Here is a 24,096-nt window from a genome sequence, read left to right on the forward strand (position 1 = left end):
ACGTCAGGCCAGCGTTACTCGGCGGGGCGCGTCGCGGGGTGAACGCCCGCCTGCTGCGCTTCGAGCCCGGCCACGGCCTGCCCTTCCAGATCGCCCCCGACATCATCGTCCTGCAGCGTATCGAGATGCATCAGCTTTTTCACGAGCGGGCTTACGATCACGATCAGCACGCCGATCCCGGTCGCCACCAAACCCATGGTCCAATAGGCTTCCAGCGCACCTTCGCGGGTCATGTTGCCCCCTTCGCCTTCGCCCATCAACGATCCCATGAAGCCGGCGACATAATTGCCGCCTGCCGTGCCGAAGAAGAAGGCCGCCATCATCAGGCTCGCCATGTGACGGGCCGACAGACGGTTGATCGCCGACAAGCCAACAGGTGACAGGCACAGCTCCCCGGTCGTGGCGAGCAGGTAGAACAGGAACAGGAACAGCACCGGCATCAGGCTTTCACCCGCCGCGTTGGTGACGTTGAAGTTCTCCGCCCCCCACACCATGACAATGAAGGCGAGACCCATCTGCACGATCCCGAGGCCCATCTTGGCCGGCGTCGAGGGTTCGATCCCACGCCGCGCCAGGAATTGCCACAAGGTCACAAACACCGGGCCGAGCAGGATGATGTAGATCGAATTGATCGACTGGAAGAATGTGGTCGGCACACTGCCGCGATCGACATGACGATCGGTGAACAAATTGAGCGAACCGCCCGCCTGTTCAAACAGGCCCCAGAACAGTGGCATCAGCAGGATCAGGAAGATCATCGCGAACACCCGGTCGCGCGCGTCCTTATCGAGCTTGAACGCTTCGATCAGGACGTAGGCCAGCAGCACCACACCTGAAAGCAGCAGGATCCAGCCAACCGCGGACTGGAACTGGATCAGCGCCCAGATCACTCCGACGCCCGCGACGCCGACGCCGTAAAGCAGCCATTCGAACGGAATGCCCGCCACCTTCTGCTTGAGCTTGGCAGGGGTAGGCGATTCTCCGTTGCCCTTCAGCAGCGACTTTCCAGCCACAAAGACGACGAGGCCCAGCAGCATGCCGACCCCGGCAAGGCCAAAGCCCAGCGCCCAGCTGACCGTTTCACCCAGGAAGGCCGCGATCAGCACGCCGCAGGTCGCGCCGAGGTTAATCCCCATGTAGAAAATAGTGTAGGCGCTATCGCGGCGGATATCGGTGCGGGTGTAAAGCTGTCCGACGAGCACCGAGATATTCGCCTTGAGAAAGCCCGAGCCGACGATAATCAGCGCCAACGCCAGCCAGAACACGTTGAGTGTGGGATCACTGCCATATCCCGACCCATCACCTTCAAACGCCATGAAGAAATGGCCCAGCGTCAGCAGCACCGCGCCAAACACCACCGCCTTGCGTTGCCCGAGATAGCGATCCGCTAGCCAGCCGCCGAGCACGGGTGTGACGTAAACCAGCGAGGTGTAGGCACCATAGATCAGGTTGGCGCTGCCATCGGAATAGAGCCAGTGCTTGACCAGGTAGAGCGTCAGCAAGGCGCGCATGCCGTAGTAGGAGAACCGCTCCCACATCTCGGCGAAGAACAGCATGTAAAGGCCCTTGGGGTGGCCCAGCACCTCTTCACCGGGACGGGTGACGGCCCATGCGCCGCCAGCCAGGAAGACCACAAGCACAGCAGTGGCGATGGTTGCGGCCCACTCACCGTAACCCCACAGCGAAATATCGATCATTTGGTTCGATCCCCATCGAATGGTTTAGGAAGGTGCCTCACCACACCGCCGCAATGGCAGCGCAACCTAACGCCTCAATTGGTCATGTGAAGCTTTTGTTGCGCATGAAACCATCGGGCCCTCAACTTGACCGCATGGCTGTATTATGGCACTGATGCACCTCGTAAGAGATCGATCTGCCATGAACGCCAACCGGCCAAACTCCAACCGACCCGTCTACCTTAAGCTGCGCGACCAGATTGCTGCGGCGATTATTGATGGGGTTTATGCTGAAGGGGCGATGCTGCCTTCGGTACGGGCGTTGGCGGCCGAGCAGGGCGCAAATCCGCTCACCGTGGCCAAGGCCTATCAGCAGTTCCAGAACGACGGTCTTGTCGAAGTGCAGCGCGGCGTGGGCATGTATGTCGTGCGCGGCGCGGCCGAGCGGCTGCGGATTACAGAGCGCGAACTCTTCCTGCTCGAAGAATGGCCCGAAATCCGCAGCAAGATGGCGCGTCTCGGCCTTGATCCTGCGGATTGCGCGCTGATCTCCTGAAGACCCAATTCCCTGACATTTATGCCCATTGCAGAATTTCCCGAATTCTGACAGTTTGTTCACACTTGCAAACGGTGGGTTGCATCTGCTGCAAGGCTGGGATTAAAGGGGCTGCCTTTAGGGGACGGGGGCACACACACGAAACACCGGGGTATTCCCCCATTTGCGGCGTATGGCGGTTCAACCGTCCCTCAGCGCCGGGAGATCGCAATGATCAGATCCGAATTGTTGGCTGAACTGCACAAGGACAATCCCGACCTGCGCGCCGATGAGGTCGAGCAGGTGGTGGATATCTTCTTTGACGAAATCGCCCAGCGGCTGGCCGAAGGAGGCCGGGTGGAACTGCGTGGCTTTGGTGCCTTTTCGACACGCGAGCGCGAAGCGCGCAGCGGGCGCAATCCGCGTACCGGTGAAACGGTGGACGTGCCTGAAAAGCGCGTACCCTATTTCAAGGCCGGCAAGGAAATCCGCGAGCGTCTGAACACGTAAGGCAGACGCTGCCGCTGTGCGGGGATTGTCGCAATGTTTCACGTGAAACATTGCGACGCTTCGTCATGCGGCCAATGGGCGCGACACGCCGTCCTTGGCGAGACCCGGCACCGGAAGTTCGCGTTTGTGGCCGAGCGCGGCGAACACCAGTTCAATCAACCGCTCGCCCCCGCCGCTCAGGCTCATGTCGACCGGCAGCATCCCCAGCGCTGCCATTTCGCTGGCCTCTTCCGGTCCCGGCGCCGCGATGATCCGCGCAATGTCAGGCATTCTGTGTTCCGCCAGCGGGGTCAGCTCGCGCGAAATGGCCGTATCGCCTGTCGCCACGACCAGCACGCGCCGACGATCGACTCCGATCGCATCCCAACTGCGCGGATCGGCGGGGTTGGCACGGTGGACCTGGTAGCCATCAGCCAACGCCATCTGAAAGCGATCGTGGTCCGTCTCCAGCGCCAGATAGCCGATGGCGTTGTATTCCAGCGCATCGGCCAGAGCGCGCCCCGCCGGAGTCATGGCGATGATCAGCACCGGCGCATTATCGCCCGCCAGCTTCCGGTCGGCCGGCCCGGCGCGCAAGCGGCCTGCCAGCTTGCGCCCGATATTCGAAATCAGCGGCGTGACCGCCAGACTGATCGCAATAGCGGTTACCAACGCTGAAACCAGCCGTGGTTCGGCCAGCCCCGCCACCGCAGGCAAGGCCAGCAGCACGAGGGTAAACTCGCTCCCCTGGCCCAGCAGAAACCCGAGCTGGATTGAACCCGGCACCGACCAGCGGTTGAGCAGCGCCGCTGCCACGTTGAACGCGCATTTGAGCGCAATCAGGCCCAGCGTCACGCCGATGACCAGCGGCCAATCGGCCACCAGCAACGCGGGATCGATGCTGAGGCCGACCGAGATGAAGAAAAAGCTCAGAAACAGCCCGCGAAAGGCGTCGATCTCGGTCTGCACCAGAATGCGGTAGCGCGAATCGGCCACGGCCATGCCACCCAGAAACGCGCCCAGCGTCAGGGACAGTCCCGCCATCCCGGTCGCCCACCCGGCGGCCAGCGCAATGAACAGCGCAGTCGCGGTGTAAACCTCGGTCGTGCCGGCGCGGGCGATCAGGCCGAACAGCGGCTCGGTGAGGTAACGCGCAAACAGCACCGCGATACCAAAGGCCACCAGCGCCTTGACCCCGGCGAGGCCCATTGCGGGCGCCAGAGCCCCGCCGGTTGCCAGTGCGCCGGCCGTCACTAGTAGCAGAATGGCGGCGATGTCCTGAAAGATCAGGATCGATTGCGCGGCGCGGCCCACCGGGCAATCTTCCTGATCGCGCTCGCGAATCAGGCCGATCACCACCGCTGTGCTCGACAGGCCCATGCCAAAGCCGGCAATCACCGCAAACATCGGCGGCAAGCCAAGAGCGGCGAACAGTGCGGCAAAGGCCCCGCCCGCCACCAGCATCTGCAAGGCACCAAAGCCGAAGATATTGCCCGCCTCGGCCCGGATCCGTCCCAGCGAAAAGTGCAGGCCGAGGTTGAACAGCAGGAACATCACGCCGGCTTCGGCCATCGCAGCCACGACGGGTCCGCTAAAATCATTCGCCATGCCAAGGCTCGCCAGCCCCAGCCCGAGGCCAAGATAGCCGACGATGGGGTTCAATCGCAGGGCGCGGCTCGCGAGCGCGGCGGCAATGCCCAGGCCCAGCAGCGAGATCGCGGGCTGGAGGGTCGCCACCACCGAATGCGCATCAGATGCTTCGCCCGCCATGATGCGCCCCCGCGTTGTGTGAAACCTTTTGGCGAAATGCGCGAGGATTCTTCGGCTGGCAAGCCTTGCGCAACCTCTGGCCATCAACCTGCAAATTGTGCCAAGGGAATGGCCATGCGGGCGTGGCGGAATGGTAGACGCCGGGGACTTAAAATCCCCTGAGCTTTGCTCGTGCGGGTTCGAGTCCCGCCGCCCGCACCAGATAGGTTGCCTGACGCCGACATAGCGGCCGATCCGGTAGGCCTTATTATGTTCCCCTTAACGCCTTCTACGTAAGCCTTTGGGTGAAGCGTGGGGTATTCCGCCCCACATTGCGCGTCTCGCCAGTGCCAGGACCAGGGGCTGTCGGGTTGGGACATCAGGCATGGACATCGGGACCAATACCGCGAAACTGGAAGGTGTGCCGCAAGGCGCCGGCGATGAGCTGCGCACCGCGCCGCGCTTCACCCTGCTGATTCGCGCTGCCAAGCTGATTTCCGCGCAGGGCGAATTTGTCTGTGTGATCCGTGATGTGTCGGAAAGCGGCGTCAGCGTCCGGCTGTTCCACGCTCTGCCGGGCTGCACCGCCTATGCGCTGCACATGCCCGCCGGTGCGATCTACGAAATCACGCGCGTGTGGCAGCGCGACAACGAGGCGGGCTTCACCTTCGTAAGTCCGGTCGAGGTTGCGCGGCTGATCACCGAATCGAGCGAGTATCCCAAGCGCGGTCTGAGACTGGGCATCTGCTTTCCGGTCACGATCCATTCGCTGGCCGGCAGCTTTGCAGCGGACGTGGAAAATCTGTCGCAACAAGGCGCCCGGCTGACGTGTGATCGGCTGCTGGCGATTGATCAGAACATCCGCATTTCCGCGCCAGAACTGACAGGCACCAAGCGCGAAGTGCGCGCCAAGGTTCGCTGGCGGCGCGACCACGAGTATGGCGTGGTGTTCGACGACACCTTCACGCTGGGCGAATTCGCGCGGTTGGCCGCCGTATTGCAAGCCCCGGCGCTGTTGGACACATAAGCGCCCGGGCTCAGGCGGGCACGAATGTCATTGCGACCCCGTTGATGCAATGTCGCCTGCCCGTGGGCTTGGGGCCATCAGCGAAGATATGCCCCAGATGCCCGCCGCAATCGGCACAGTGCACTTCGGTGCGGGGGAGGCCGATCTTGTAATCGGTCGACGTGCCGACCGCTTGCTTGTCAATCGCCTGATAAAAGCTCGGCCAGCCGGTGCCGCTGTCATATTTATGGGCCGAGGCATAGACCGGGTTGGCGCAGCCTGCGCACACGAAGGTCCCCTTGCGCTTTTCGGTGTCGAGCGGCGAGGTGTAGGCGCGCTCGGTACCCTCTTCGCGCAAGACATAGAACTGCTGCTTGGTCAGCTGCTTGCGCCAAGCCGCATCGGACTTGCCCTTGGGAAAGGACTTTGCCTCCGCCGGCGCGGTGCCGCACGCGGCGATGAAGGGCAGAGCGGCGCCGATGGCCAGCAGGCGGCGGCGGTTGATGGCAGGCGGGGTCATCGGGCGGTTTTCCATGGTGAACAGCATATAGGCTCCGTCCTGAATACGCCCGGAACGCCCCGGAGGTTTCACCCCGGCATGACCACCTGCAATCAGGCCACCTCAGATCAGAACGTGGTGATCTCGACCTCAAGCTTGCGGAAGCCGTGGACGAAATTGGCGCGCACCCGCTCGACATCGCCCGCAACGTGGACCCGCATCCGGCGCTTGTGCAGTTCTTCCAGCAGCACCTTCAGTTGCAATTCGGCCAGCCGCGCGCCGACGCAGCGGTGGATGCCATAGCCAAAAGCCAGATGCCGCCGCGCATTGTCCCGCGCCAGATCAAGTGTGTCGGGATCGGCAAACACCTCTTCATCGCGGTTGGCGGAAAGGTACCACAGCACCACCTTGTCGCCTTTCTTGATGGTCTGGCCGAACACCTCGGCATCCTCGGTGCAGGTGCGGCGCATATGGGCCAGCGGCGTCTGCATCCGCAAGCATTCCTGCACCGCATTGGGGATGAGTTCGGGCTGTTCCTCGAACGCCTTGCGCTGATCGGGAAACTTATCGAGCGCGTGGATGATGCCGCTCATGGTGTTGCGGGTGGTATCATTGCCGCCCACGATCAGGAGCACCAGATTGCCCATGAATTCTTCGGGCCGCATCTGGTTCATCGCAGGCGAATGGAGCATCATCGAGATGAGATCATTGCCCGGCTCGGTATCCATCGTGCGTTCGATCCAGAGCGACTGGAAATAGGCCGCCATTTCCTGCAGCACGCCCCAACGCAACTCGTCCATTTCGCGCACGGTGGCCAGTTCCGTATCGCCCGCCCAGTCCGACCAGAAGGTCAACAAGCGGCGGTCTTCCCAGGGGAAGCCGAACAGGATGGCCAGCATGCCGGTGGTCAGTTCGATCGAGACAGTATCGACCCAGTCGAACACCTCGCCGCGCGGCAGGCGGTCGAGCACTTCGCCGGTGCGGGCGCGGATTTCCGCTTCCATGTCGGTGATGGCCGATGGCGTGAACTTGGGCGCGACCGTGCGGCGCTGGCCGGTGTGCTGCGGGCGGTCCATTGCGATGAACATCGGCAATTCGCGCGCCGCGCCGCCCGCGGCTTCGGCCTCGGCTGCGCTCAGCGGTTCAAGAATGGTGATCCCGCCATGCTCCCAGCTGGACGAGAAGGTTTCAGGCAGCGCCTCGATATGCTGAATCGCCTTGTGGCCCACCACCGCCCAATAGGGGCCGAACGGGCTTTCGGGGATGTAGTGCAGCGGCCCGGCCTTGCGCATTTCGGCAAAGATGGGCTGCCAGCGATCTTCGGAATAGATGTCCGAACGGCTCACATCCCACGGGTGCGTATGCTGGGGCCGTTCTTCGGGGTGAGCGGCGAAATGCGCCCTCAAGGCCTCGTAGGCGGAGGGTTCACGCCGCACCTGCGGACGCTGCACATTTGGGGCTGCATTGGGGGCGATGGTGGCCATGTCTGTCTCCCGTCAGGCAGCCTCTGGCACGGGCCGCTCCGATCCGACTCGCATCCTGCCTTAACTGACCGCCATGTCAATGGTCGGTTGCGAAGGGAAACTTATTCCGCAGGCTCCGGCGAAGCAGAGGCACGGCGCGCAAACCAGCGCTTCTTGACGCGCCCGGCCCCGCCCGACTTCATCACGCGCTTGCGGAACAGCAGCGATCCGCCCTTGATCAGCAACATCACCGCGATGCCCTGCCACGCCAGCGCCAGCGCATGCGTCCACAAGGTGTCTCCCAGCGCAGCGCGGGCCAGCATGGCAAAGGGCGACGACAGCGGAAAGGCCACCGATGCCAGTTCCAGCGGCGTGCCGGTCTGGCCGATATTCGCCGCCGAGAGGAAGAACACCATCAATTGCAGCATCGTGACCGGCATCGACAGGGTCTGCACTCCCCGCACCGAACTCGCCATCGCGCCAATCGTCAGGAACAGCGAGCCGAGCAGCAGATAGGCCATGGTGAAATAGACGAGGCTCAGGCCCAGGAACATCGGCCAGCCGACCGCCGGGCCGGGCAATTCGCGGAAATTGGTCTGCGTGACGGTGACGATCGCGTCTTCGGCAATCGCCCAGAACCCCCAGCCGACCGTGCCCCACACCGCAATCCCGACAAATGACACGCCCAGCATCGCGAAAAGCTTGCCCATGAACACCGCGTCCATCGGCAGCGCCGCGGCGAGGATTTCGATGATCTTGTTGCCCTTTTCCTCGGCGAGGTTGGACAGCACCATACCGCCCAGCAGCATGGTCAGCAAAAACAGCACCATCTGCGCGGCCTGCGCGGTGCGTACGCGGTTGGTGCGTTCGGACGCGGCGCTGGTGGCGACCACTTCGCTGGTGGCGGTGGGGAAGCGCGTGGGCGATGCCCCGGTGGCGGTGGCCGCGATCAATTCGATCGGCCCGGACCAGCGATCGACCTGGCCTTGCGTGCCGATGAGTTGCGGCGCGGCGAGGCTGCCGGTCAGAATCGCCGCGAAGTTGCCCCGGCGTTCATCCATGAAGGCGCGGGCGTCGAACTTGCTGTCCTGCGACGCTTCGTCGATCACCCGCAGTTCGGGCACCTGGCCCCCCAGTTGCGGGCGCAGGACATCGGCGGCGGCGATCATCGCCGCGCTGTCCTCGGCCGAAAGCGCCATCCCGATTTCGATGCTGACAGCATTGCGCTGCACCTGCCCGCCGATGCTTCCCGCCAATCCTCCGATCAGCACCGGAAATAGCGGGCCGAGCAGGAAGAACAGGAACGCGCGGCTGAACAGCACCGCCACAAAATCACGCCGGGCAATAACCCATGCGGCTTCCAGCGTGGTGAGGCGCGAGCGCGGTGTCTCAGTGGGGGTCATGCGCGGACTTTCCCGAAATTAATGGCAGCATCAGCGTCAAGCTGGCGAGCCGCAGCCTCGCCTGCGATGGCGACAAAGGCATCGTGCAGGCCCGCCCGTTCGATCGAAAGCGACAGAATGCCGGCCTCGCCCTCGATCAGCTGGCGCAGCAGCGGCTCGATCCCGGTGGCAGGCAGCGGGAACTGGAAGAAATCTCCGTTGCGCTTCGCATCGGTAGGCAACGCGGAAAGCCATGCGCCTTCGCGTGCCCGCGTTTCCAGCCGCACCTGCGCCGGGATCCGGTCTCGCGCTTCTTCAACACTGCCAGCGTACGGCACCTTGCCGCCGGCAATGATAGCGACGCCTTCGCACAGGCGTTCGGCATGATGGATCACGTGAGTCGAGAAGATCACGGTCACGCCATCGTCCGCCAGAGCGCGGATCATCAGTTCCAGCTTGCCCTGATTGATCGCATCGAGACCGGAAAAAGGCTCGTCCAGCACCACCAGCCGGGGCTGGTGCACCAGCGTGCCCAGCAGCTGTACGGTCTGCGCCATGCCCTTGGAAAGCTGGCGGATCTGGCGTGCGGCTGCATAGCCAAGGTCATGGCGTTCAAGCAGCTCGGCTGCGCGGCGGCGCCCTTCTTTCAGCGGCAGGCCGCGCAGCGCGCCCATGAAGGCAATCGCCTCGATGCATTTCATCGCCGGGTACAACCCGCGTTCTTCAGGAAGGTAGCCGATCAACCGGCCAATATCATGCGGGCGATCATGCCCGAACACGCGGCGCACACCTTCGTCGGGATCAATGATGCCCAGCAGCATCCGCAGCGTTGTCGTCTTGCCCGCGCCGTTGGGACCAAGAATGCCGTAGATCGCGCCCTCGGGGACAGAAATGTCCACACCGTCGACCGCGCGGGTGCCATCAAAGCTTTTGACCAGCCCGCGCGCTTCGATCGCGAGCGGGCGCGCATCGATCGGAACGGCGCTGAAACCTTCAGCCCGATTGCCCAACAATGTGTGATCGCTTACCGCCATGTCCATGCCTTGCGTGGTTAGGCGGTGAGATTAAACGGGAGCCTCTCCAAATATGGTTAACGCCCCGGCAAGAGATGATCTGGCGGCCCGGATCGCAGCGCAGGCGGCGGCGCTGGGCTTTGCCGCCTGCGGCTTTGCCGGGGCAGGAGAGGATCCGTTACGCGCAGCCCGGCTGGAACAATGGCTGGGCGAAGGCCACCATGGCAGCATGGAATGGATGGCGGCGCGGCTGGACCATCGCCGCTCCCCCCAGGGGCTGTGGCCCGCCGCGCGCAGCGTGATCGCGCTGGGCATGAGCTATGCCCCCGCGCATGATCCGCTGGCGCTCGAAGGATCGGACACGCACGCGCGCATCTCGGTCTATGCGCAAGGGCGCGATTATCACGATGTCGTGAAAAAGCGGCTGAAGGCGCTGGCCCGCTGGCTGGTGGCCGAGGTGCCGGAGGCAGAAGTGAAGGTGTTCGTTGACACCGCCCCGGTGATGGAAAAACCGCTTGGCGAAGCGGCAGGCATCGGCTGGCAGGGCAAGCATACCAACATGGTCAGTGCGACCCACGGCAGTTGGCTGTTTCTGGGCGCGATCTACACGACGCTGGATCTGGCTCCCGCCACACCGCACGGCAACCAGTGTGGTAGCTGCCGCGCCTGTCTGGACGCCTGCCCGACCGATGCCTTCCCGGCGCCCTACCAGTTGGATGCGCGCCGCTGCATTTCCTACCTCACCATCGAACACAAAGGGCCGGTGCCCGAAGAATTCCGCGCAGCGCTGGGCAACCGCATCTATGGCTGCGATGATTGCCTGGCGGTCTGCCCGTGGAACAAGTTTGCGGCGCAGGCGCAGGCGATCCGCGAATTCCTGCCCCGCGCCGAACTGGTCGCCCCGCGCCTGTCCGAATTGCTGGCGCTGGATGATGCCGGCTTCCGGGGGCTGTTTTCGGGCTCGCCGATCAAGCGGATCGGGCGGGACCGGTTCGTGCGTAACTGCCTTTATGCAGCCGGCAACAGCGGCAATGCCGCGCTGACACCGCAAGTGCAGGCGTTAACCACCGACCCCGATCCGGTCGTCGCCGAAGCCGCCGGGTGGGCGCTAACGCGGCTTTGTTCGCAATCGCGCTAGCGCGCGATCCAGACACCCCTGCGCCACCGAAGGTGGCCAAAAGCGCCTTACAGAAACTCCTTGAGCGCCACATCCGGATCAGCCAGCAGCGCAGGCGCGATCTTCCCGACCCCGTTTTCCAGCAGCTTGCGGCCCTGCACGTAGTCTTTCATCGTGCCGACACAGTCGAAGGCAATCGGCACGCCTGCCCGCATATACACCACGGTGAACTTGCGCGTCGCCGGATCGCCGCGCAGCACGGTCGCATCGAAGCCGAGGTTTAGCCCTGCGGTCTGCAATTTCAGGTCATACTGATTGGACCAGAACCACGGCAACGCATGGTAAGGTTCCTTCACGCCCATGATCGCCTTGGCGACGGTTACGGCCATGTCATGCGCATTCTGCACCGATTCCAGCCGGATCACGGCGTTGTCAGCGTAAGCATTGGCGTGGGCTGCACAGTCACCGATGGCGTAGATATCGTCCAGCGTGGTGCGGCAGAATTCGTCCACATCGACCCCGTTGGTTCCCGCCGCTCCGGCAGCGATCAGCGGCGCGACGGCGGGGACGATGCCGATGCCCGCGACCACCATGTCACACGCCACCTCCTCGCCATTGTCGAGGCGCACACCCGTCACGCGGCCCGCATCCTCGCCCAGCACGCATTGCACGCCGGTCTCCAGCCGCAGGTCGACGCCCTGCCGGCGGTGTTCTGCGGCATAGAAATCGGACAATTCCTCGCCCGCCACACGCGCCAGCAGGCGGGGGAGCATTTCGATCAGCGTGACCTCGCAGCCCAGCTTGCGCAGCACCGCTGCCGCCTCCAGCCCGATATAGCCGCCGCCGATCACCACGGCGCGCTTGGCGCCGCCTGACAGCGCTGCCATCATCGCATCGGCATCCCCCTTGTCGCGCACGGTGAACACACCCGGCAGCATGGCGCCGGGCACTGGCAAGCGGCGCGGATCGCCCCCGCCTGACCAGATCAGCTTGCGATAGGTCACGCCGGTACCATCGCTTAAGGTCAGACGATGCGCCTGAGCATCCACAGCCGTCACCGCCGCGCCGAGGTGCAGGGTGATGCCCTTGTCCGCCCAAAACGATTCGGGCCGGATCAGAATCCGTTCAAATCCCTTGTCCCCGGCCAGATATTCCTTGGACAGGGGCGGGCGTTCATAGGGCGGCGCGCGATCGCGCCCGATCATCAGGATCGATCCGTCATGCCCGTGCTGACGCAGGGCAATTGCCGCCTGCGCCCCGCCGTGGCCGGTGCCGACGATGACCACATCCCCGTGATGATCTTCGTTGTGAATGGTGGATGCCATGCCTTGTTTGTGTCCCTTTGGGCTTGTGTCCCTTCGGCGCTATGCGCGCCTTGATGTGGGACAATCCGCCCGAGGGTCAAGCGCGCCGAACCGTGAGAACGACAAGACGTGGCCGCTATCTCTCCAGCAGATTGCGCGCCTGGCTGGCGATTTGCGCCAGCATCGCCGCGCCCACCGGCGGGTGCGCCTGGGCACGGGCGATCATGGCGCGGAACTGCGCCACGCCTTGCGCATTGCGTTGTGCCCATGCGGCCACCGCGCCGCGCGGGTCATCCGTCGCACCCTTGCGCTTCATCAGCCGCCGCAAGAACTCGATCCGCATCTGCTGGAAATCGCGCGCCAAGCCCGACACCAGCAACCGCTCCCACACGTCTGACGGGCTCATGTAAGCCGCCGTCCCCTGCGCCCAGTCGAGGCCCATCAGCGCGCCGATATCGGTGAAGGCCTGGGTCAGCAGCTTGGTTTCGATCCCAGTGGCCAGCGCCCCTTGGGCAAGGCCCACCGCTCCGTCGAAATCGAACAGATTGGCGACCTTGGCGGCCAGCGCCTCGGTCGCGCCTTCGGCCACGAAACTGTCGCGCAACGCCCGCGAACGCGCGCGCGGCTCGTCCGTGAGCAATTCGTCGCGTCCCGCGACCAGCGCAGCCACGCCGTCCTGCAATTCGGCAATCATGGCGCCGGCCGCCACCTTGCCCGAAGCGGTGCGCAGCACATCCGACATGAGATTGCCGACCGCTGCCGCCAAGCGGTCAAACAGCGCCAGCCGGGCCGCTTCGGGAATGTCGGCGGCATCAAGCTCGCGCCAGAGCGGATCGAGCCCGAACAGACGCTCGGCCACGACAAAAGCCGCCGCGACATCGGCAAGGCCCACGCCTTCTTCTTCGGCCAGTTCAAAGGGATGCACCATGCCCAGCCGGTTGACCATGCGGTTCGACAGGCTGGTCGCGATCATTTCGGGCCGCAGCCGGTGGCCGCGAATTGTGCTGGCATAGGTCTTGCGCATCGCGGAGGGGAAGCGCGCCAGCAACACCGGTTCAAGCACCGGATCATCGGGCAGACCGCTCGCCTCGATCGCAGCTTGCAACGCCAGCTTGGCCGAGGACAACAGCACGGCAAGCTCGGGCCGGGTCAGCCCCTGCCCGTCTGCTGCGCGGCGCGACAAGGTCTCGCCATCGGCCAGTCCTTCGGTGCGGCGGTCGAAATCGCTGACTTCCTCCAGCCGCTCGATCAAGCGGATGTAGGCCGGCGTCACCACCGCCCCGCGGCTTTCCGCCACTGATAATGCGAGCGCCTGCAAGCGGTTATCTTCCAGCACCAGCGCAGCAACCTCGTCCGTCATCGCGGCCAGCAGCGTGTTGCGCTTTTTCGGCGTAAGCTTGCCCGAAGCCGTGGCCGCGGCCAGCGCGATCTTGATGTTGACCTCGTTGTCCGAACAATCAACCCCGGCTGAATTGTCGATGAAATCGGTGTTGATCCGTCCCCCGATGCCCTTGGCCCCTGCCAGCGCAAACGCGATCCGTCCCGCTTGGGTCACGCCAAGGTTCGCGCCTTCGCCGATCACCCGCGCCCGCACTTCGCCGGCATCGACACGCAGGCTGTCATTGGCCGGGTCGCCCACCTGGATGTGGTTTTCATGGGCCGCCTTGACGTAAGTGCCGATCCCGCCGAACCACATCAGGTCCACCGGCGCGCGCAGGATCGCGGAGATCAGCGCCTCGGGCTCAATCGTTTTGGCGTCGATTCCCAGCACATCACGCGCCTGCTTTGACAGCTTGATCGACTTGGCACTGCGCGCAAACACGCCCCCGCCCTTGGAGATCAGGCTGGTGTCGTAATCTTCCCAGCTTGAGCGGGGGAGTTCGAACATCCGCTTGCGCTCTTTCCAGCTGGCCAGCGGGTTGGGCGCGGGGTCGATGAAGATGTGGCGGTGATCGAAGGCAGCGACCAGTTTGAGCGCCTTGGACAGCAGCATCCCGTTGCCGAACACGTCGCCGGACATATCGCCGCAGCCCGCCACTGTGACGCTTTGCGTCTGCACGTCGATCCCCATTTCGCGGAAATGGCGCTGGACCGAAACCCAGGCGCCGCGCGCGGTGATGCCCATTGCCTTATGGTCATATCCGTTCGAACCGCCGCTGGCGAAGGCGTCATCCAGCCAGAAATCGCGCGCCTGTGCGATGCCGTTGGCGATATCGGAGAAGGTTGCGGTGCCCTTGTCCGCAGCAACCACGAAATAGGGGTCTTCGCCATCTAGCACCTCAACGCAGGCCGGGTGCACCACCTTGCCGCCGACGATGTTGTCCGTGATGGACAAGAGCGTGCGGATGAAGATTTCGTAAGATGCGCGGCCCTCTGCCGCCCAGCCTTCCCGGTCAATCGCGGGTGAAGGCAACTGCTTGGGATAGAACCCGCCCTTGGCGCCGGTCGGCACGATCACGGCGTTCTTCACGCGCTGCGCTTTCATCAGACCCAGCACTTCGGTGCGGAAATCATCGCGCCGGTCGGACCAGCGCAGGCCCCCACGCGCCACGGCGCCTGCGCGCAGGTGGATGCCTTCCACGCGCCGCGAATAGACGAAAATCTCACGCCACGGCAGTGGCTTGGGCAAGCCGGGGACCTGAGCCGAATCGAGCTTGAACGCGAGCGCCTCGGCAGCCGCGGGGGCAAAGGCGTTGGTGCGCAGCACCGCATCGATCACGGCGCGGTAAAGGCGCAGCAACCGGTCATCATTGATCGCGGTGACTTTGCCGAGGCCACGGGTGAAGGCGCTTTGCGCAGCGGCAATTGCCTCGTCGCGGTCGCCCGCAAACGCAGGGTCATGGCGTGCGGCGAACAGATCGATCATCGCGCGGGTCACCTGCGGTGCGGCGACCAGCGCATCGACCACGGTGTAGATCGTGTAACTCACGCCGGTCTGGCGCAGATAGCGATAGATCGCCCGCAGCCAGTTGGCGCTGCGCGGAGCCAGCCCGGCTGCCGGGATCAGACGGTTGAAGGGATCATCCTCACCCCCGCCGCCCAGCACGTCCGCCAGCGCATCCTCGATCAGCGCCGCCCGGTCGAGCAGCGCGCCTGCGTCGCGTCCGACAGGCACAGTGAGCAGGAATTCGTGGATCGTTCCCAGCCCCGGATCGGTCAGGAAGGTCGGCACTTCGGCCGCCACCCGAAACCCGAAATGCTCAAGCGCAGGCACCGCATCGGACAAGGCCAGCGCGCCCTTCAGCACGTAAACCTTCAGCCGCAGCGTGTCGGCCGCATCATCATCCAGCCGGTAAAGCCGCACGGCGCGGGTTGGATGCGCTGATCCGTCATCCCCCAGCGCCAAGGTCCGCAGCTTGGCGATATCGCGCGCGGCTTCGTGCGCGCCGTAGGTGAGGCGATAGCCGGTCGGGAAAGCCGGGGCATAGCGCGCCGCCAGCGCAGCGGCGCGGCCTTCGTCCTCGGTCTGGGCAAGAAAGCCTGCAACCGCCTCGTTCCAGCCGCGCAGCAGTTCGGTCAATTGCGTTTCGATGGCCGCATCATCGGGCAGATCGGCACAGGCGCGCACATCGATCAGGAACCGCAGCAGCGCCAGCCCGCGGCTTTCCACCTCAAGGCTCCAGTCCAGCAGGGCTGCACCGGGGACGTTGAGCAGCATCGCCTGAACCTGCAGGCGCACATCGGTCGACAGCTGATCGCGCGGCAGCCACACGAAGGCAAAGACATGCCGCTCCAGCGTGGCGCGCACCATGATAAGGCACGTGCGCGGGCGGTCGATCAGCGCCATCTTGGCGGTGACAAGGTCAGCAACCTGCGCCGGGTCAAAGGCCGTCAGCAGGTCATTGGGAAGCGAGGCAAAGGCATGCACCAGCGCCTTGCCGTTGTGCCCCGCCGGATCGAAACCGGCTTGTGCGGTGATGTTGGTCACCATTGCGCGCAGCACCGGCACCTCGCTCGGGCGCGCATTCAGCGCCGCACTGGTCCACAGCCCCGCATGGATCGAAAGCGCGGTAATCGCGCCGTTCTCACGCAGCGGCACGATGAACAGATCAAGCGGGCTGGTGCGATGGACGCGGGCCTGGACATTGGCCTTGATCGCCAACAGCGCCTGCGGGCGCCCTTCTGCCGCGTGGCGATCGAACCATTCGAAGGCCCGTTCGTAGCTCACTTCTGCCAACAGTTCCTGCGCCGAGGCGCAGCAGATGCCGAGCCGCTGAGTCGTGGTCCCGTCGCGGTGGCGGGTCAGGTGGCCAAGCTGGGTCAGCATCCCGCCGCCCAGCCAGCCAAGCAGCGCGCCCGCCTCTGCGTCGAGTGCCCCGGCCAGCGCCGCATCGTCCGCCATGGCGGCCTTCATCACGGGCCAATCGTTCACCGCTGCGTGAACATCGCCCAGCGTGGCCTGCAGCGCATCGCGCAGCTCGCGGCGCTGGCGCGCGTCAGCCCGCGGGGTTTCGATATAGATCATCGATTCGCGCGCGCCCGCCTGCGCCGCGTCACCTTTGCCAAGCGCCGTAATCGCGCCCGTGTCATCACGTGTCACCGCAACGACAGGGTGCAACAGCCGATCAATCGCAAGGCCCTGTGCAGCGATGGTCGCGGCAACCGAATCGACCAGGAACGGCATGTCGTCATTGACGATAGCGATCCGCAGGTGACGCCGCTCCCCCGTTGCGGACTCAAGCTGAACAATCGCCTGGCCGGGCGCCCGCGTGGCAGCAGCGGCCAGCAGCCAGCCAGCCGCGTCATCAAGCGCCGCCTTCTCCACCGGGGCGTCACCGGGCAAAAGCGAGGCTTCAAGCTGAAGCCGCAAGGCCTTGATCAACGCAGGCTTTGCGCCTTTGGCCGGAGCGTTTTCGGGCGCGGTGGTGACGGTCTTCGACCCCATGGTAGGCTCCTGCTGATCCTGCGATCCGGCGCGCCTTTTTTGCGCAATATTGTTATGCCGGATTGTTGTTATCGTGTCTCTCGCGATACCCGTTTTCGTGCGTCTGGTGCAAGCGCGATCATGCCTTGCGATTACGCGGCAGGCACGGTTTCGCAGGCCTCCAGCGTGCGTTCGAGGCTGCGGATGCGCGCCTGCGGATCATAGGTGGCGCCGCACAACAGAATCTCGTCCGCCCCGGTGCGGGCAACAAAGGCGGCGATCTGATCGCGGACCTGTACGGGCGTGCCGACTGCTGATGCCTGCCCGATATGGGCCATCATTGCTTGTGCGCTGGCAGGCAGGGTGTCGGTGTAGCCCGCGATCGGCGGGGGCAGCTTGCCCGGCGTGCCGGTGCGCAGCCGCACGAAGCTTTGCTGCTGGCTGGAGGCGAGCAGGCGGGCTTCGGCTTCGGTTTCGGCGGCAAAGACGTTCATCGCCACCATCACGTGCGGCTTGGCCAGTGCATCGGACGGCTGGAAGTCGCGGCGGTACACTGTCAGCGCCGTGTCGAGGTGATCGGGGGCGAAATGTGCAGCAAAAGCATAGGGCAGACCGAGCTTGGCGGCGAGCTGCGCGCCAAACAGGCTCGATCCCAGCATCCACAATTCCACCTGCGCGCCCAGACCGGGCGTAGCATAGATGGGCAGGTCGTAGTCGCCCGTCAGCAGCGCCCGCAGTTCAACCACATCCTGCGGGAAATATTCCGCCGCCTGATGCAGGTTCTTGCGCAGCGCGCGCTGCAATTCTGGCCCAGCGCCGGGTGCGCGGCCCAGCCCCAGGTCGATCCGCCCAGGGAACAGCGCGTCCAGCGTGCCGAACTGTTCGGCAATCTGAAACGGCGTGTGATTGGGCAGCATGATCCCGCCCGATCCGATCCGGATGCGGCTGGTCGCGTTGCCGATATGGGCGAGCACCACGGAAGTCGCGCCGCCTGCAATCCCGTCCATCGCATGATGTTCAGCCACCCAGAACCGGTCACATCCCAGCGCGTCGGCAGCGCGGGCTAGCTCGGTGGTGGCGGCAAAGGCTTGCGTCAAAGTGCCGCCTTCGCGGACCGGCACCAGATCGAGCACGGAAAATCGGGTCATGGCTGGGGTTCCTCCTGCAAGGTGGTAGTGTCAGCCGCCGGTTTTGCTATGGGGCCAAGCTGGGCCAGGTAATCCGTGGCCGTCGCCGCGGCGGGCGTGCCCGGCGCAAGGGCAAGGACCGATTGCCAGCTCGCCCGCGCCGCAGCGTCACGTCCGGAAAGCACCGCAATCACGCCGGCTTCAAGCCCGATCTCGGCATTGCCGGGGGTGAGCAGAGCCGCGCGCTCGATCGCGGTCTGGGCTTGCGTCAGCCGGTCGAGCCGGCGCAGCAGCGTGGCTTTGAGCAGCCAGCTTTCGGCGCGTTCGGGCGCGAGCGTCGTCGCTGATTCCAGCGCGGCAAGCCCCTCCTCGCCGCGCCCCAGTGCCACCAAGGCACGGGCACGATCGGTTGCGGCAATCGCTTCGAGCGGCGCGGAACCCGCTTGGCGGGCATCAATCCCCGCCTCGGTCAGCAAAGTCAGCGCGCCCAGCGCATCGCCGCTCGCCAGCGCAGCGTTCCCGGCCAGCGCGGCAAACCGCGCCCGGGCGCGGCTTTCGTCGGCAGGCGTTTCATCGCGCGCCGCCAGAAAAGCGGTGCGTGCATCGTCCCACAGGCCCAGTTCGCTCGAAGCCGTGCCGAGGCAGTGGTTGGCGAGTACGCGGTCGGCGCCTCTGGTTTCGCTCCGGCGAATCTGAGCGGTCGAATGCGCGCGGGCCGGGTCTTCTGCCAGTTGATCGAGACAGGTTTCCAGCCATGCGCTGGTCGCGTTCAATTCGTCCTGTGCCACGTCAGGGCGAGCCAAATTTTCACGAGCGGGCCGGTCGCGCACAAGATCGTCGTTTGGCAGGCCCCCCATCATGGGGTTGGGGCCAACCTGAAGCAGCAGGGCAAGGAGAAGGGACACAAGGCGTTATCCGGTAAATTCGGCCACGATGGCCTTGAGGGCGGCAATGTCGCTTTCCCGCGACAGGCGATGATCGCCGTCTTCTATCAGGGTTACCTGTATGTCGTCCGAACGCAGCGCCGCTTCAAGCCGCAAGCTGATGTCCCACGGCACATCGGCGTCCGCCTTTCCGTGCAGCAGGCGCACCGGACATGTGAGGTCGATACCGTTCTCAAGCCGCAGGTGACATTCGGCATCGGCGAAGAACGTGGCATGGGTGGGCGTGGGCTCGGGGCCATAGGGATTAGGCTCGAAGATCGTCTCGCCTGCCGCCAGCGTGGCGCGCTGTTCGTCGGTATAACCCCAGCGGGTGAAATCGGGCGCGGGGGCAATCCCGATCATCCCGGCCAGACGGTGCCTGAGATGTTCGGCCAGCAGCAGCATCAGCCAGCCGCCCATCGAGGACCCCACCAGCAGCACCGGCCCGCTGACATAGCTTTCGACCAGCGCCAGCACCTCGTCGCGCCAGCGGCTCAGCTTCCCTTGCGCAAAGTCACCCCCCATCGTTTCTCCGGCGCTCTGTCCGCAGCCCGAATAGTCGAGCAACAGGCAGGCACGGCCGTGTTCCTGCGCCTCGGCAAACAGCGCGCTCGCCTTGCTGCCGCTCATGTCGGACATGTAGCCGGGCAGGAACACGAGGCAGGGGCCAGTTCCGGCGGTATAACGGAAGGCGATGCGGCGCCCATCGTAAAGCGTGTGGTGCAGGATCGGTGTCATGCGCGTGTTCATGCCTTGCCCGCCTGCGCAAAGGCAACCATTCTGACAGTGTCATTTGATCACGGCGACTGTCACAGCAGCGCAATGGGAAGGAAATAAGCAGGACCCGATGTTCAAAACCGACACTGCCGCCCAGCCGGCCCCCTCGCCCAAGGCGCTGACCCGCCGCCACCTGTTCAACCTCGCAGGCGCCGCCACGGCGCTGGCCGCCACGCCGCTTGCCGCGCGCAGTTTTGGCACCGGCTTCACCCACAATGTCGCCAGCGGCGAGCCTTCGGGCAATTCGGTGCTGCTGTGGACGCGCTATGTCGGTGAGGCTGACACCATGTTGACCTGGCAGGTGAGCGAAACCGAGAGTTTTGCCAAGCCGCTGGCCGAAGGCAGCGTCACCGCCTCGCCGCAGCGCGACTGGTGTGCCAAAGGGATCGCCACGGGCCTTGCGCCGGATCGGTGGTATTTTTACCGCTTTGTCGCGCCCGATGGCACCGCCTCGCCCACGGGCCGCACCCGTACGCTGCCGGTGGACACCACCGCGAAGTTCCGGCTTGCGGTGTTTTCCTGCTCCAATTTCGGATTCGGCTGGTTCAATGCCTATGGCCATGCAGTCGAGGCCAACGACGCCGACCTGGCGGTGCACTTGGGCGATTACATTTACGAATATGGCGCCGATAATTACCCCAATCCGGGGCAAGGCGTGGCCGAGCGGGTGCTGACGCCTGCCACCGAGATTATCGCGCTGACTGATTACCGTCTTCGTTACGCCACCTACCGAGCCGATCCCGATTGCCAGCGCCTGCATCAGGTGCTGCCGATGATCGCGGTTTGGGACGATCACGAAAGCGCCAATGATTCGTATGAAACCGGCGCGCAGAACCACCAGCCCGAAACCGAGGGCGAATGGAGCGTGCGCAAGGCCGCGGCCAAGCAGGCCTATCGCGAATGGATGCCGGTGTCCGACGCACCCTATGCCGCCTATCAGGTCGGCGATCTGGCGACGCTGTTCCGGCTCGACACCCGGTTGGAGGGGCGCGAGCAGCAGTTCAGCCTCGAAAAGGTGCTGGCCGGAAAAACCGATCCGCAAGCCGCGATGGCCGCGCTCAATGCCTTCCGGGATGGCGACTGGTCCAATCCGGACCGCCAATTGCTGGGCGCTGCGCAGGACACATGGCTGGCAGAGGGCCTTGCCACATCGACGGCCAAGGGCACGCATTGGCAGGTGCTGGTGCAGCAGGTGCTGATCGGCAACCTCAAGAGCCCGCAGGCCTTCGCCGGGATGGGGGGCGATGGCCTGCCCGATTTCGTGCGCCAGCGCCTCGCCGCCGCCGCGATGGCGAGCAAGGTGGGCCTGCCGCTCAACATGGACGCGTGGGATGGATACCCCGCCGCGCGCGAAAAAGTGTTCCAGGCTGCACTCGCCGCCGATGCCAACCTGATTGTGCTGGCCGGCGACACGCATAATGGCTGGGCCTTCGATCTGGCGCAGGATGGCGCCAAGGTCGGCGTGGAACTGGGCGTGTGCTCGGTCAGTTCGCCGGGGTTTGAAAGCTATCTGAGCTTCATGAAGCCCGATACGCTGGCAGCTGCGCTGGTGGCCGAGAACGAACAGCTGGTCTGGGCCGATACCGCGCAGCGCGGCTACATGGTGGTGGAACTGACCCCGGCACGGGCAACGACCGAATATCGGTTCAGCACCGGGGTGAAGCAGCGTTCGACCACGCTGGCGGGGACCAAGCGGATCACCACCGAAAAGGGATCGGGCAAGCTGGCGGTTTAATCGCGGGTGAAGATCGCCTCAATTGGCAGGCCGAACAGATCGGCAATGGTGAAGGCCAGCGGCAGCGGGGGATCATAGCGGCCCGTCTCGATCGCGTTGACGCTCTGGCGGCTGACGGCTCACGTCTGACGCCGGGGCCAAGGACAGAGCGCAGCGAGGCGGCCAGTATTCGGCGTGACTCGCAGTGGTATGGAGGGTAAAGATGACGAGATGACCATGCTGTCTGCCTCCACCCGCACCACCACCCGGACTATCCGGGGGCGGCGGCGCGCGGGTTAGGCCTGACGCCCGCCGCCCGGTTCGGGGTGGCGCGGTGTTCTTCCCGAATCGGTTCTTTGCCCAACACCGCTCTTCCGGTGCACGCCTGCTTGTGGCAGGGCGCGCCAAACGAGACGGACGCTAGAACATGACCGAACTGCTCAAGATCAGCCTGCCCGATGGATCGGTGCGCGAAGTGCCGCCCGGTAGCACCCCGGCGGATATTGCCGCCGCGATCGGCCCCGGCCTTGCCAAGGCGGCGCTGGCCGCGCGCGTCGATGGCGAGTTACGCGACCTGACCCGGCCCTTCGACGGCGATGCGCAACTCGCGCTGGTCACGTCGCGCGACGAAGCCGATGCGCTTGAACTTGCCCGCCACGATTACGCCCACGTGCTGGCCGAAGCGGTGCAATCGCTGTTCCCCGGCACGCAGATCACGTTCGGCCCTTCGACCGACGATGGCTTCTATTACGACGTGAAGGCGCCCGACAGCCGCGAGCCGTTCAGCATGGACGATCTGCCCGCGATCGAAAACGAAATGCGCCGCATCATCCGCGCTGACAAGCCGCTGCACCGCGAAGTGTGGAGCCGCGAAGACCTCATCGCCAGGTGGGCCGGCGCGGGCGAGACCTTCAAGGCCGAATGGGCGAAGGAACTGCCCGAGGGCGAGGAGCTGACGGTCTACTGGAGCGGCAGCCCAAACGACGATGGCGCCTGGCTCGATATGTGCCGCGGCCCGCACCTGCCGTCCACCGGCAAGCTCGATCCCGATGCGTTCAAGCTGATGCGCGTGGCTGGCGCATACTGGCGCGGCGATCAGAACAATGCGCAGCTCACGCGCATCTATGGCACCGGCTGGCTCAACAAGAAGCAGCTAAACGCGCACCTCACGCGCCTCGAAGAAGCCGCCAAGCGCGATCACCGCAAGCTGGGGCGCGAGATGGACCTGTTCCACTTGCAGGAAGAAGCCCACGGCTCTGTCTTCTGGCACCCCAAGGGCTACCGCATCTGGCGCGAGCTGGAAGCCTATATGCGCCGCAAGATGGACGGCGCAGACTACCGCGAGATCAAGACCCCGCAGCTGATGGACGTGCGCCAGTGGACGCAATCGGGCCACTGGGGGAAGTACGCGCAGAACATGTTTGCGGTGCCCGACATGGTCCCCGAGGTCGATGAAGACAGCGGCGCTGCGTCTCCCAAGGTGGCGGATGATGCCGAATGGCTGGCGATCAAGCCGATGAATTGCCCTGCGCACGTGATGGTGTTCAAGCAGGGGATCACCTCCTATCGCGATCTGCCGATCCGCTTGGGCGAGATGGGCTGCTGCCACCGCAACGAGCCCCATGGCGCGCTGCACGGGCTGATGCGCGTGCGCCAGTTCACACAGGACGATGCGCATATCTTCTGCACCGAAGCGCAGGTGGTGGGCGAGGTGCAGGCCTTCCTCGCGCTCGCCGATTCGGTCTATCGTGACTTCGGCTTTACCTATGACATCAAGCTTGCCCTGCGCCCGGAAAAGCGGTTTGGCACCGAAGCGGATTGGGACAAGGCCGAACAGGAATTGCGCGACGCTTTGACGGCGAATGGGTTGGAATGGGAGGAACTTCCCGGCGAAGGCGCATTCTATGCCCCCAAGCTGGAATGGCACCTGACCGACGCAATTGGCCGCACTTGGCAGGTCGGCACGATCCAGTCGGACCGGGTGCTGCCCGAGCGGCTTGATGCGCACTACATCGGGGAGGATGGTGACAAGCACCGTCCGGTGATGCTGCACCGCGCGATCTTCGGCTCTTACGAACGCTTCATCGGCATCCTGATCGAACACTTCGCCGGACGCCTGCCTGCATGGCTCGCCCCGGTGCAGGCCGTGGTGGCGACCATTGTTTCGGACGCGGATGACTACGCTGGAGCGGTCGAAGCGAAATTGCGCGCAGCGGGCATCCGGGTCGAAACCGATCTGCGCAACGAGAAGATCAACTACAAGGTGCGCGAACACAGCCTCGCCAAAGTTCCGCACCTGCTGGTGGTCGGCAAGCGCGAGGCCGAGGAAGGCACCGTCGCGGTCCGCACGCTGGGCGCGGAACATCAGAAGGTGATGAGCCTTGATGATGCCATCGCGATGCTGCGCCGCGAAATCACGCCGCCTGATCTCGCGCCCACTCTCGCCGCCGACTGACGC

General features: G+C 64.7%; 17 protein-coding genes, 1 tRNA gene and 1 pseudogene. 7 read left to right on the forward strand and 12 right to left on the reverse strand.

Going from position 1 to position 24,096, the window contains the following annotated elements; genetic code table 11:
* Positions 1 to 14: 14 nt before the first annotated feature.
* Positions 15 to 1,697: a peptide MFS transporter gene (locus ACRANW_RS02240; protein ID WP_479432942.1), complete on the reverse strand. Its 1,683-nt coding sequence runs from the start codon at positions 1,695 to 1,697 to the stop codon at positions 15 to 17.
* A gap of 181 nt (positions 1,698 to 1,878) precedes the next feature.
* On the opposite strand from ACRANW_RS02240, the gene ACRANW_RS02245 reads away from it, so the two are divergent.
* On the forward strand, positions 1,879 to 2,232 hold the full coding sequence (locus ACRANW_RS02245) for a GntR family transcriptional regulator (RefSeq protein WP_479432943.1): 354 nt from the start codon (positions 1,879 to 1,881) through the stop codon (positions 2,230 to 2,232).
* Positions 2,233 to 2,442: 210 nt separating this feature from the next.
* A complete protein-coding gene (locus ACRANW_RS02250) occupies positions 2,443 to 2,721 on the forward strand; it encodes an integration host factor subunit beta (RefSeq protein WP_479432944.1) in 279 nt (92 codons plus the stop codon).
* A gap of 63 nt (positions 2,722 to 2,784) precedes the next feature.
* On the opposite strand, the gene ACRANW_RS02255 is transcribed toward ACRANW_RS02250, so the two are convergent.
* Entirely contained in the window at positions 2,785 to 4,470 is a 1,686-nt protein-coding gene (locus tag ACRANW_RS02255) for a cation:proton antiporter domain-containing protein (protein ID WP_479432945.1), read from the reverse strand.
* A gap of 116 nt (positions 4,471 to 4,586) precedes the next feature.
* Here ACRANW_RS02255 and ACRANW_RS02260 point away from each other — a divergent pair.
* A tRNA-Leu gene (locus ACRANW_RS02260) sits at positions 4,587 to 4,671 on the forward strand.
* 163 nt (positions 4,672 to 4,834) lie between these two features.
* Complete coding sequence (locus tag ACRANW_RS02265) at positions 4,835 to 5,476, forward strand: PilZ domain-containing protein (protein WP_479432946.1); 642 nt, start codon at positions 4,835 to 4,837, stop codon at positions 5,474 to 5,476.
* Between the two features lie 10 nt (positions 5,477 to 5,486).
* Here the strand turns inward: ACRANW_RS02265 and msrB are convergent, their stop codons facing one another.
* From msrB to ACRANW_RS02285, 4 genes are all read right to left on the reverse strand, one after another.
* Positions 5,487 to 6,002 (reverse strand): peptide-methionine (R)-S-oxide reductase MsrB, encoded by a 516-nt coding sequence (msrB, locus tag ACRANW_RS02270; RefSeq protein ID WP_479432947.1) that lies wholly within the window; start codon positions 6,000 to 6,002, stop codon positions 5,487 to 5,489.
* A gap of 80 nt (positions 6,003 to 6,082) precedes the next feature.
* Entirely contained in the window at positions 6,083 to 7,438 is a 1,356-nt protein-coding gene (locus ACRANW_RS02275; protein ID WP_479432948.1) for a cytochrome P450, read from the reverse strand.
* 101 nt (positions 7,439 to 7,539) lie between these two features.
* Positions 7,540 to 8,820 (reverse strand): ABC transporter permease, encoded by a 1,281-nt coding sequence (locus ACRANW_RS02280; RefSeq protein WP_479432949.1) that lies wholly within the window; start codon positions 8,818 to 8,820, stop codon positions 7,540 to 7,542.
* The gene (locus tag ACRANW_RS02285) at positions 8,817 to 9,839 is read right to left on the reverse strand and encodes an ABC transporter ATP-binding protein (RefSeq protein ID WP_479432950.1); all 1,023 of its coding nucleotides are present in this window, start codon (positions 9,837 to 9,839) and stop codon (positions 8,817 to 8,819) included. Before ACRANW_RS02285 ends, ACRANW_RS02280 begins: the two co-directional genes overlap by 4 nt.
* 46 nt (positions 9,840 to 9,885) lie before the next feature.
* Here ACRANW_RS02285 and queG point away from each other — a divergent pair, with 46 nt between their 5' ends.
* Positions 9,886 to 10,950: a tRNA epoxyqueuosine(34) reductase QueG gene (gene queG, locus ACRANW_RS02290; RefSeq protein ID WP_479432951.1), complete on the forward strand. Its 1,065-nt coding sequence runs from the start codon at positions 9,886 to 9,888 to the stop codon at positions 10,948 to 10,950.
* Positions 10,951 to 10,997: 47 nt separating this feature from the next.
* Here the strand turns inward: queG and ACRANW_RS02295 are convergent, their stop codons facing one another.
* The 5 genes from ACRANW_RS02295 to ACRANW_RS02315 form a co-directional block, all read right to left on the reverse strand.
* Positions 10,998 to 12,254, reverse strand: coding sequence for an NAD(P)/FAD-dependent oxidoreductase (locus ACRANW_RS02295; protein WP_479432952.1), 1,257 nt, complete (start codon positions 12,252 to 12,254; stop codon positions 10,998 to 11,000).
* A 115-nt stretch (positions 12,255 to 12,369) separates the two neighbouring features.
* Positions 12,370 to 17,118: an NAD-glutamate dehydrogenase domain-containing protein gene (locus tag ACRANW_RS02300; protein ID WP_479432953.1), complete on the reverse strand. Its 4,749-nt coding sequence runs from the start codon at positions 17,116 to 17,118 to the stop codon at positions 12,370 to 12,372.
* Between the two features lie 131 nt (positions 17,119 to 17,249).
* Entirely contained in the window at positions 17,250 to 18,245 is a 996-nt protein-coding gene (locus tag ACRANW_RS02305; protein ID WP_479432954.1) for an LLM class flavin-dependent oxidoreductase, read from the reverse strand.
* On the reverse strand, positions 18,242 to 19,129 hold the full coding sequence (locus ACRANW_RS02310) for a tetratricopeptide repeat protein (RefSeq protein ID WP_479432955.1): 888 nt from the start codon (positions 19,127 to 19,129) through the stop codon (positions 18,242 to 18,244). The genes ACRANW_RS02305 and ACRANW_RS02310 overlap by 4 nt, the downstream gene beginning before the upstream one ends.
* Before the next feature lie 6 nt (positions 19,130 to 19,135).
* Positions 19,136 to 19,897: an alpha/beta fold hydrolase gene (locus tag ACRANW_RS02315; RefSeq protein ID WP_479432956.1), complete on the reverse strand. Its 762-nt coding sequence runs from the start codon at positions 19,895 to 19,897 to the stop codon at positions 19,136 to 19,138.
* 97 nt (positions 19,898 to 19,994) lie between these two features.
* Here ACRANW_RS02315 and ACRANW_RS02320 point away from each other — a divergent pair, with 97 nt between their 5' ends.
* Positions 19,995 to 21,659 (forward strand): alkaline phosphatase D family protein, encoded by a 1,665-nt coding sequence (locus ACRANW_RS02320; RefSeq protein WP_479432957.1) that lies wholly within the window; start codon positions 19,995 to 19,997, stop codon positions 21,657 to 21,659.
* On the opposite strand, the pseudogene ACRANW_RS02325 reads toward ACRANW_RS02320, so the two are convergent.
* Positions 21,656 to 21,775 (reverse strand): annotated as a pseudogene (locus ACRANW_RS02325) (helix-turn-helix transcriptional regulator); the annotation flags it as partial. The gene ACRANW_RS02320 and the pseudogene ACRANW_RS02325 overlap by 4 nt on opposite strands.
* Positions 21,776 to 22,065: 290 nt before the next feature.
* On the opposite strand from ACRANW_RS02325, the gene thrS reads away from it, so the two are divergent.
* Positions 22,066 to 24,093, forward strand: coding sequence for a threonine--tRNA ligase (gene thrS / locus ACRANW_RS02330; protein WP_479432958.1), 2,028 nt, complete (start codon positions 22,066 to 22,068; stop codon positions 24,091 to 24,093).
* Positions 24,094 to 24,096 lie beyond the last annotated feature (3 nt).

The organism is Erythrobacter sp. 'gip.4 top 5' (assembly GCF_056495765.1).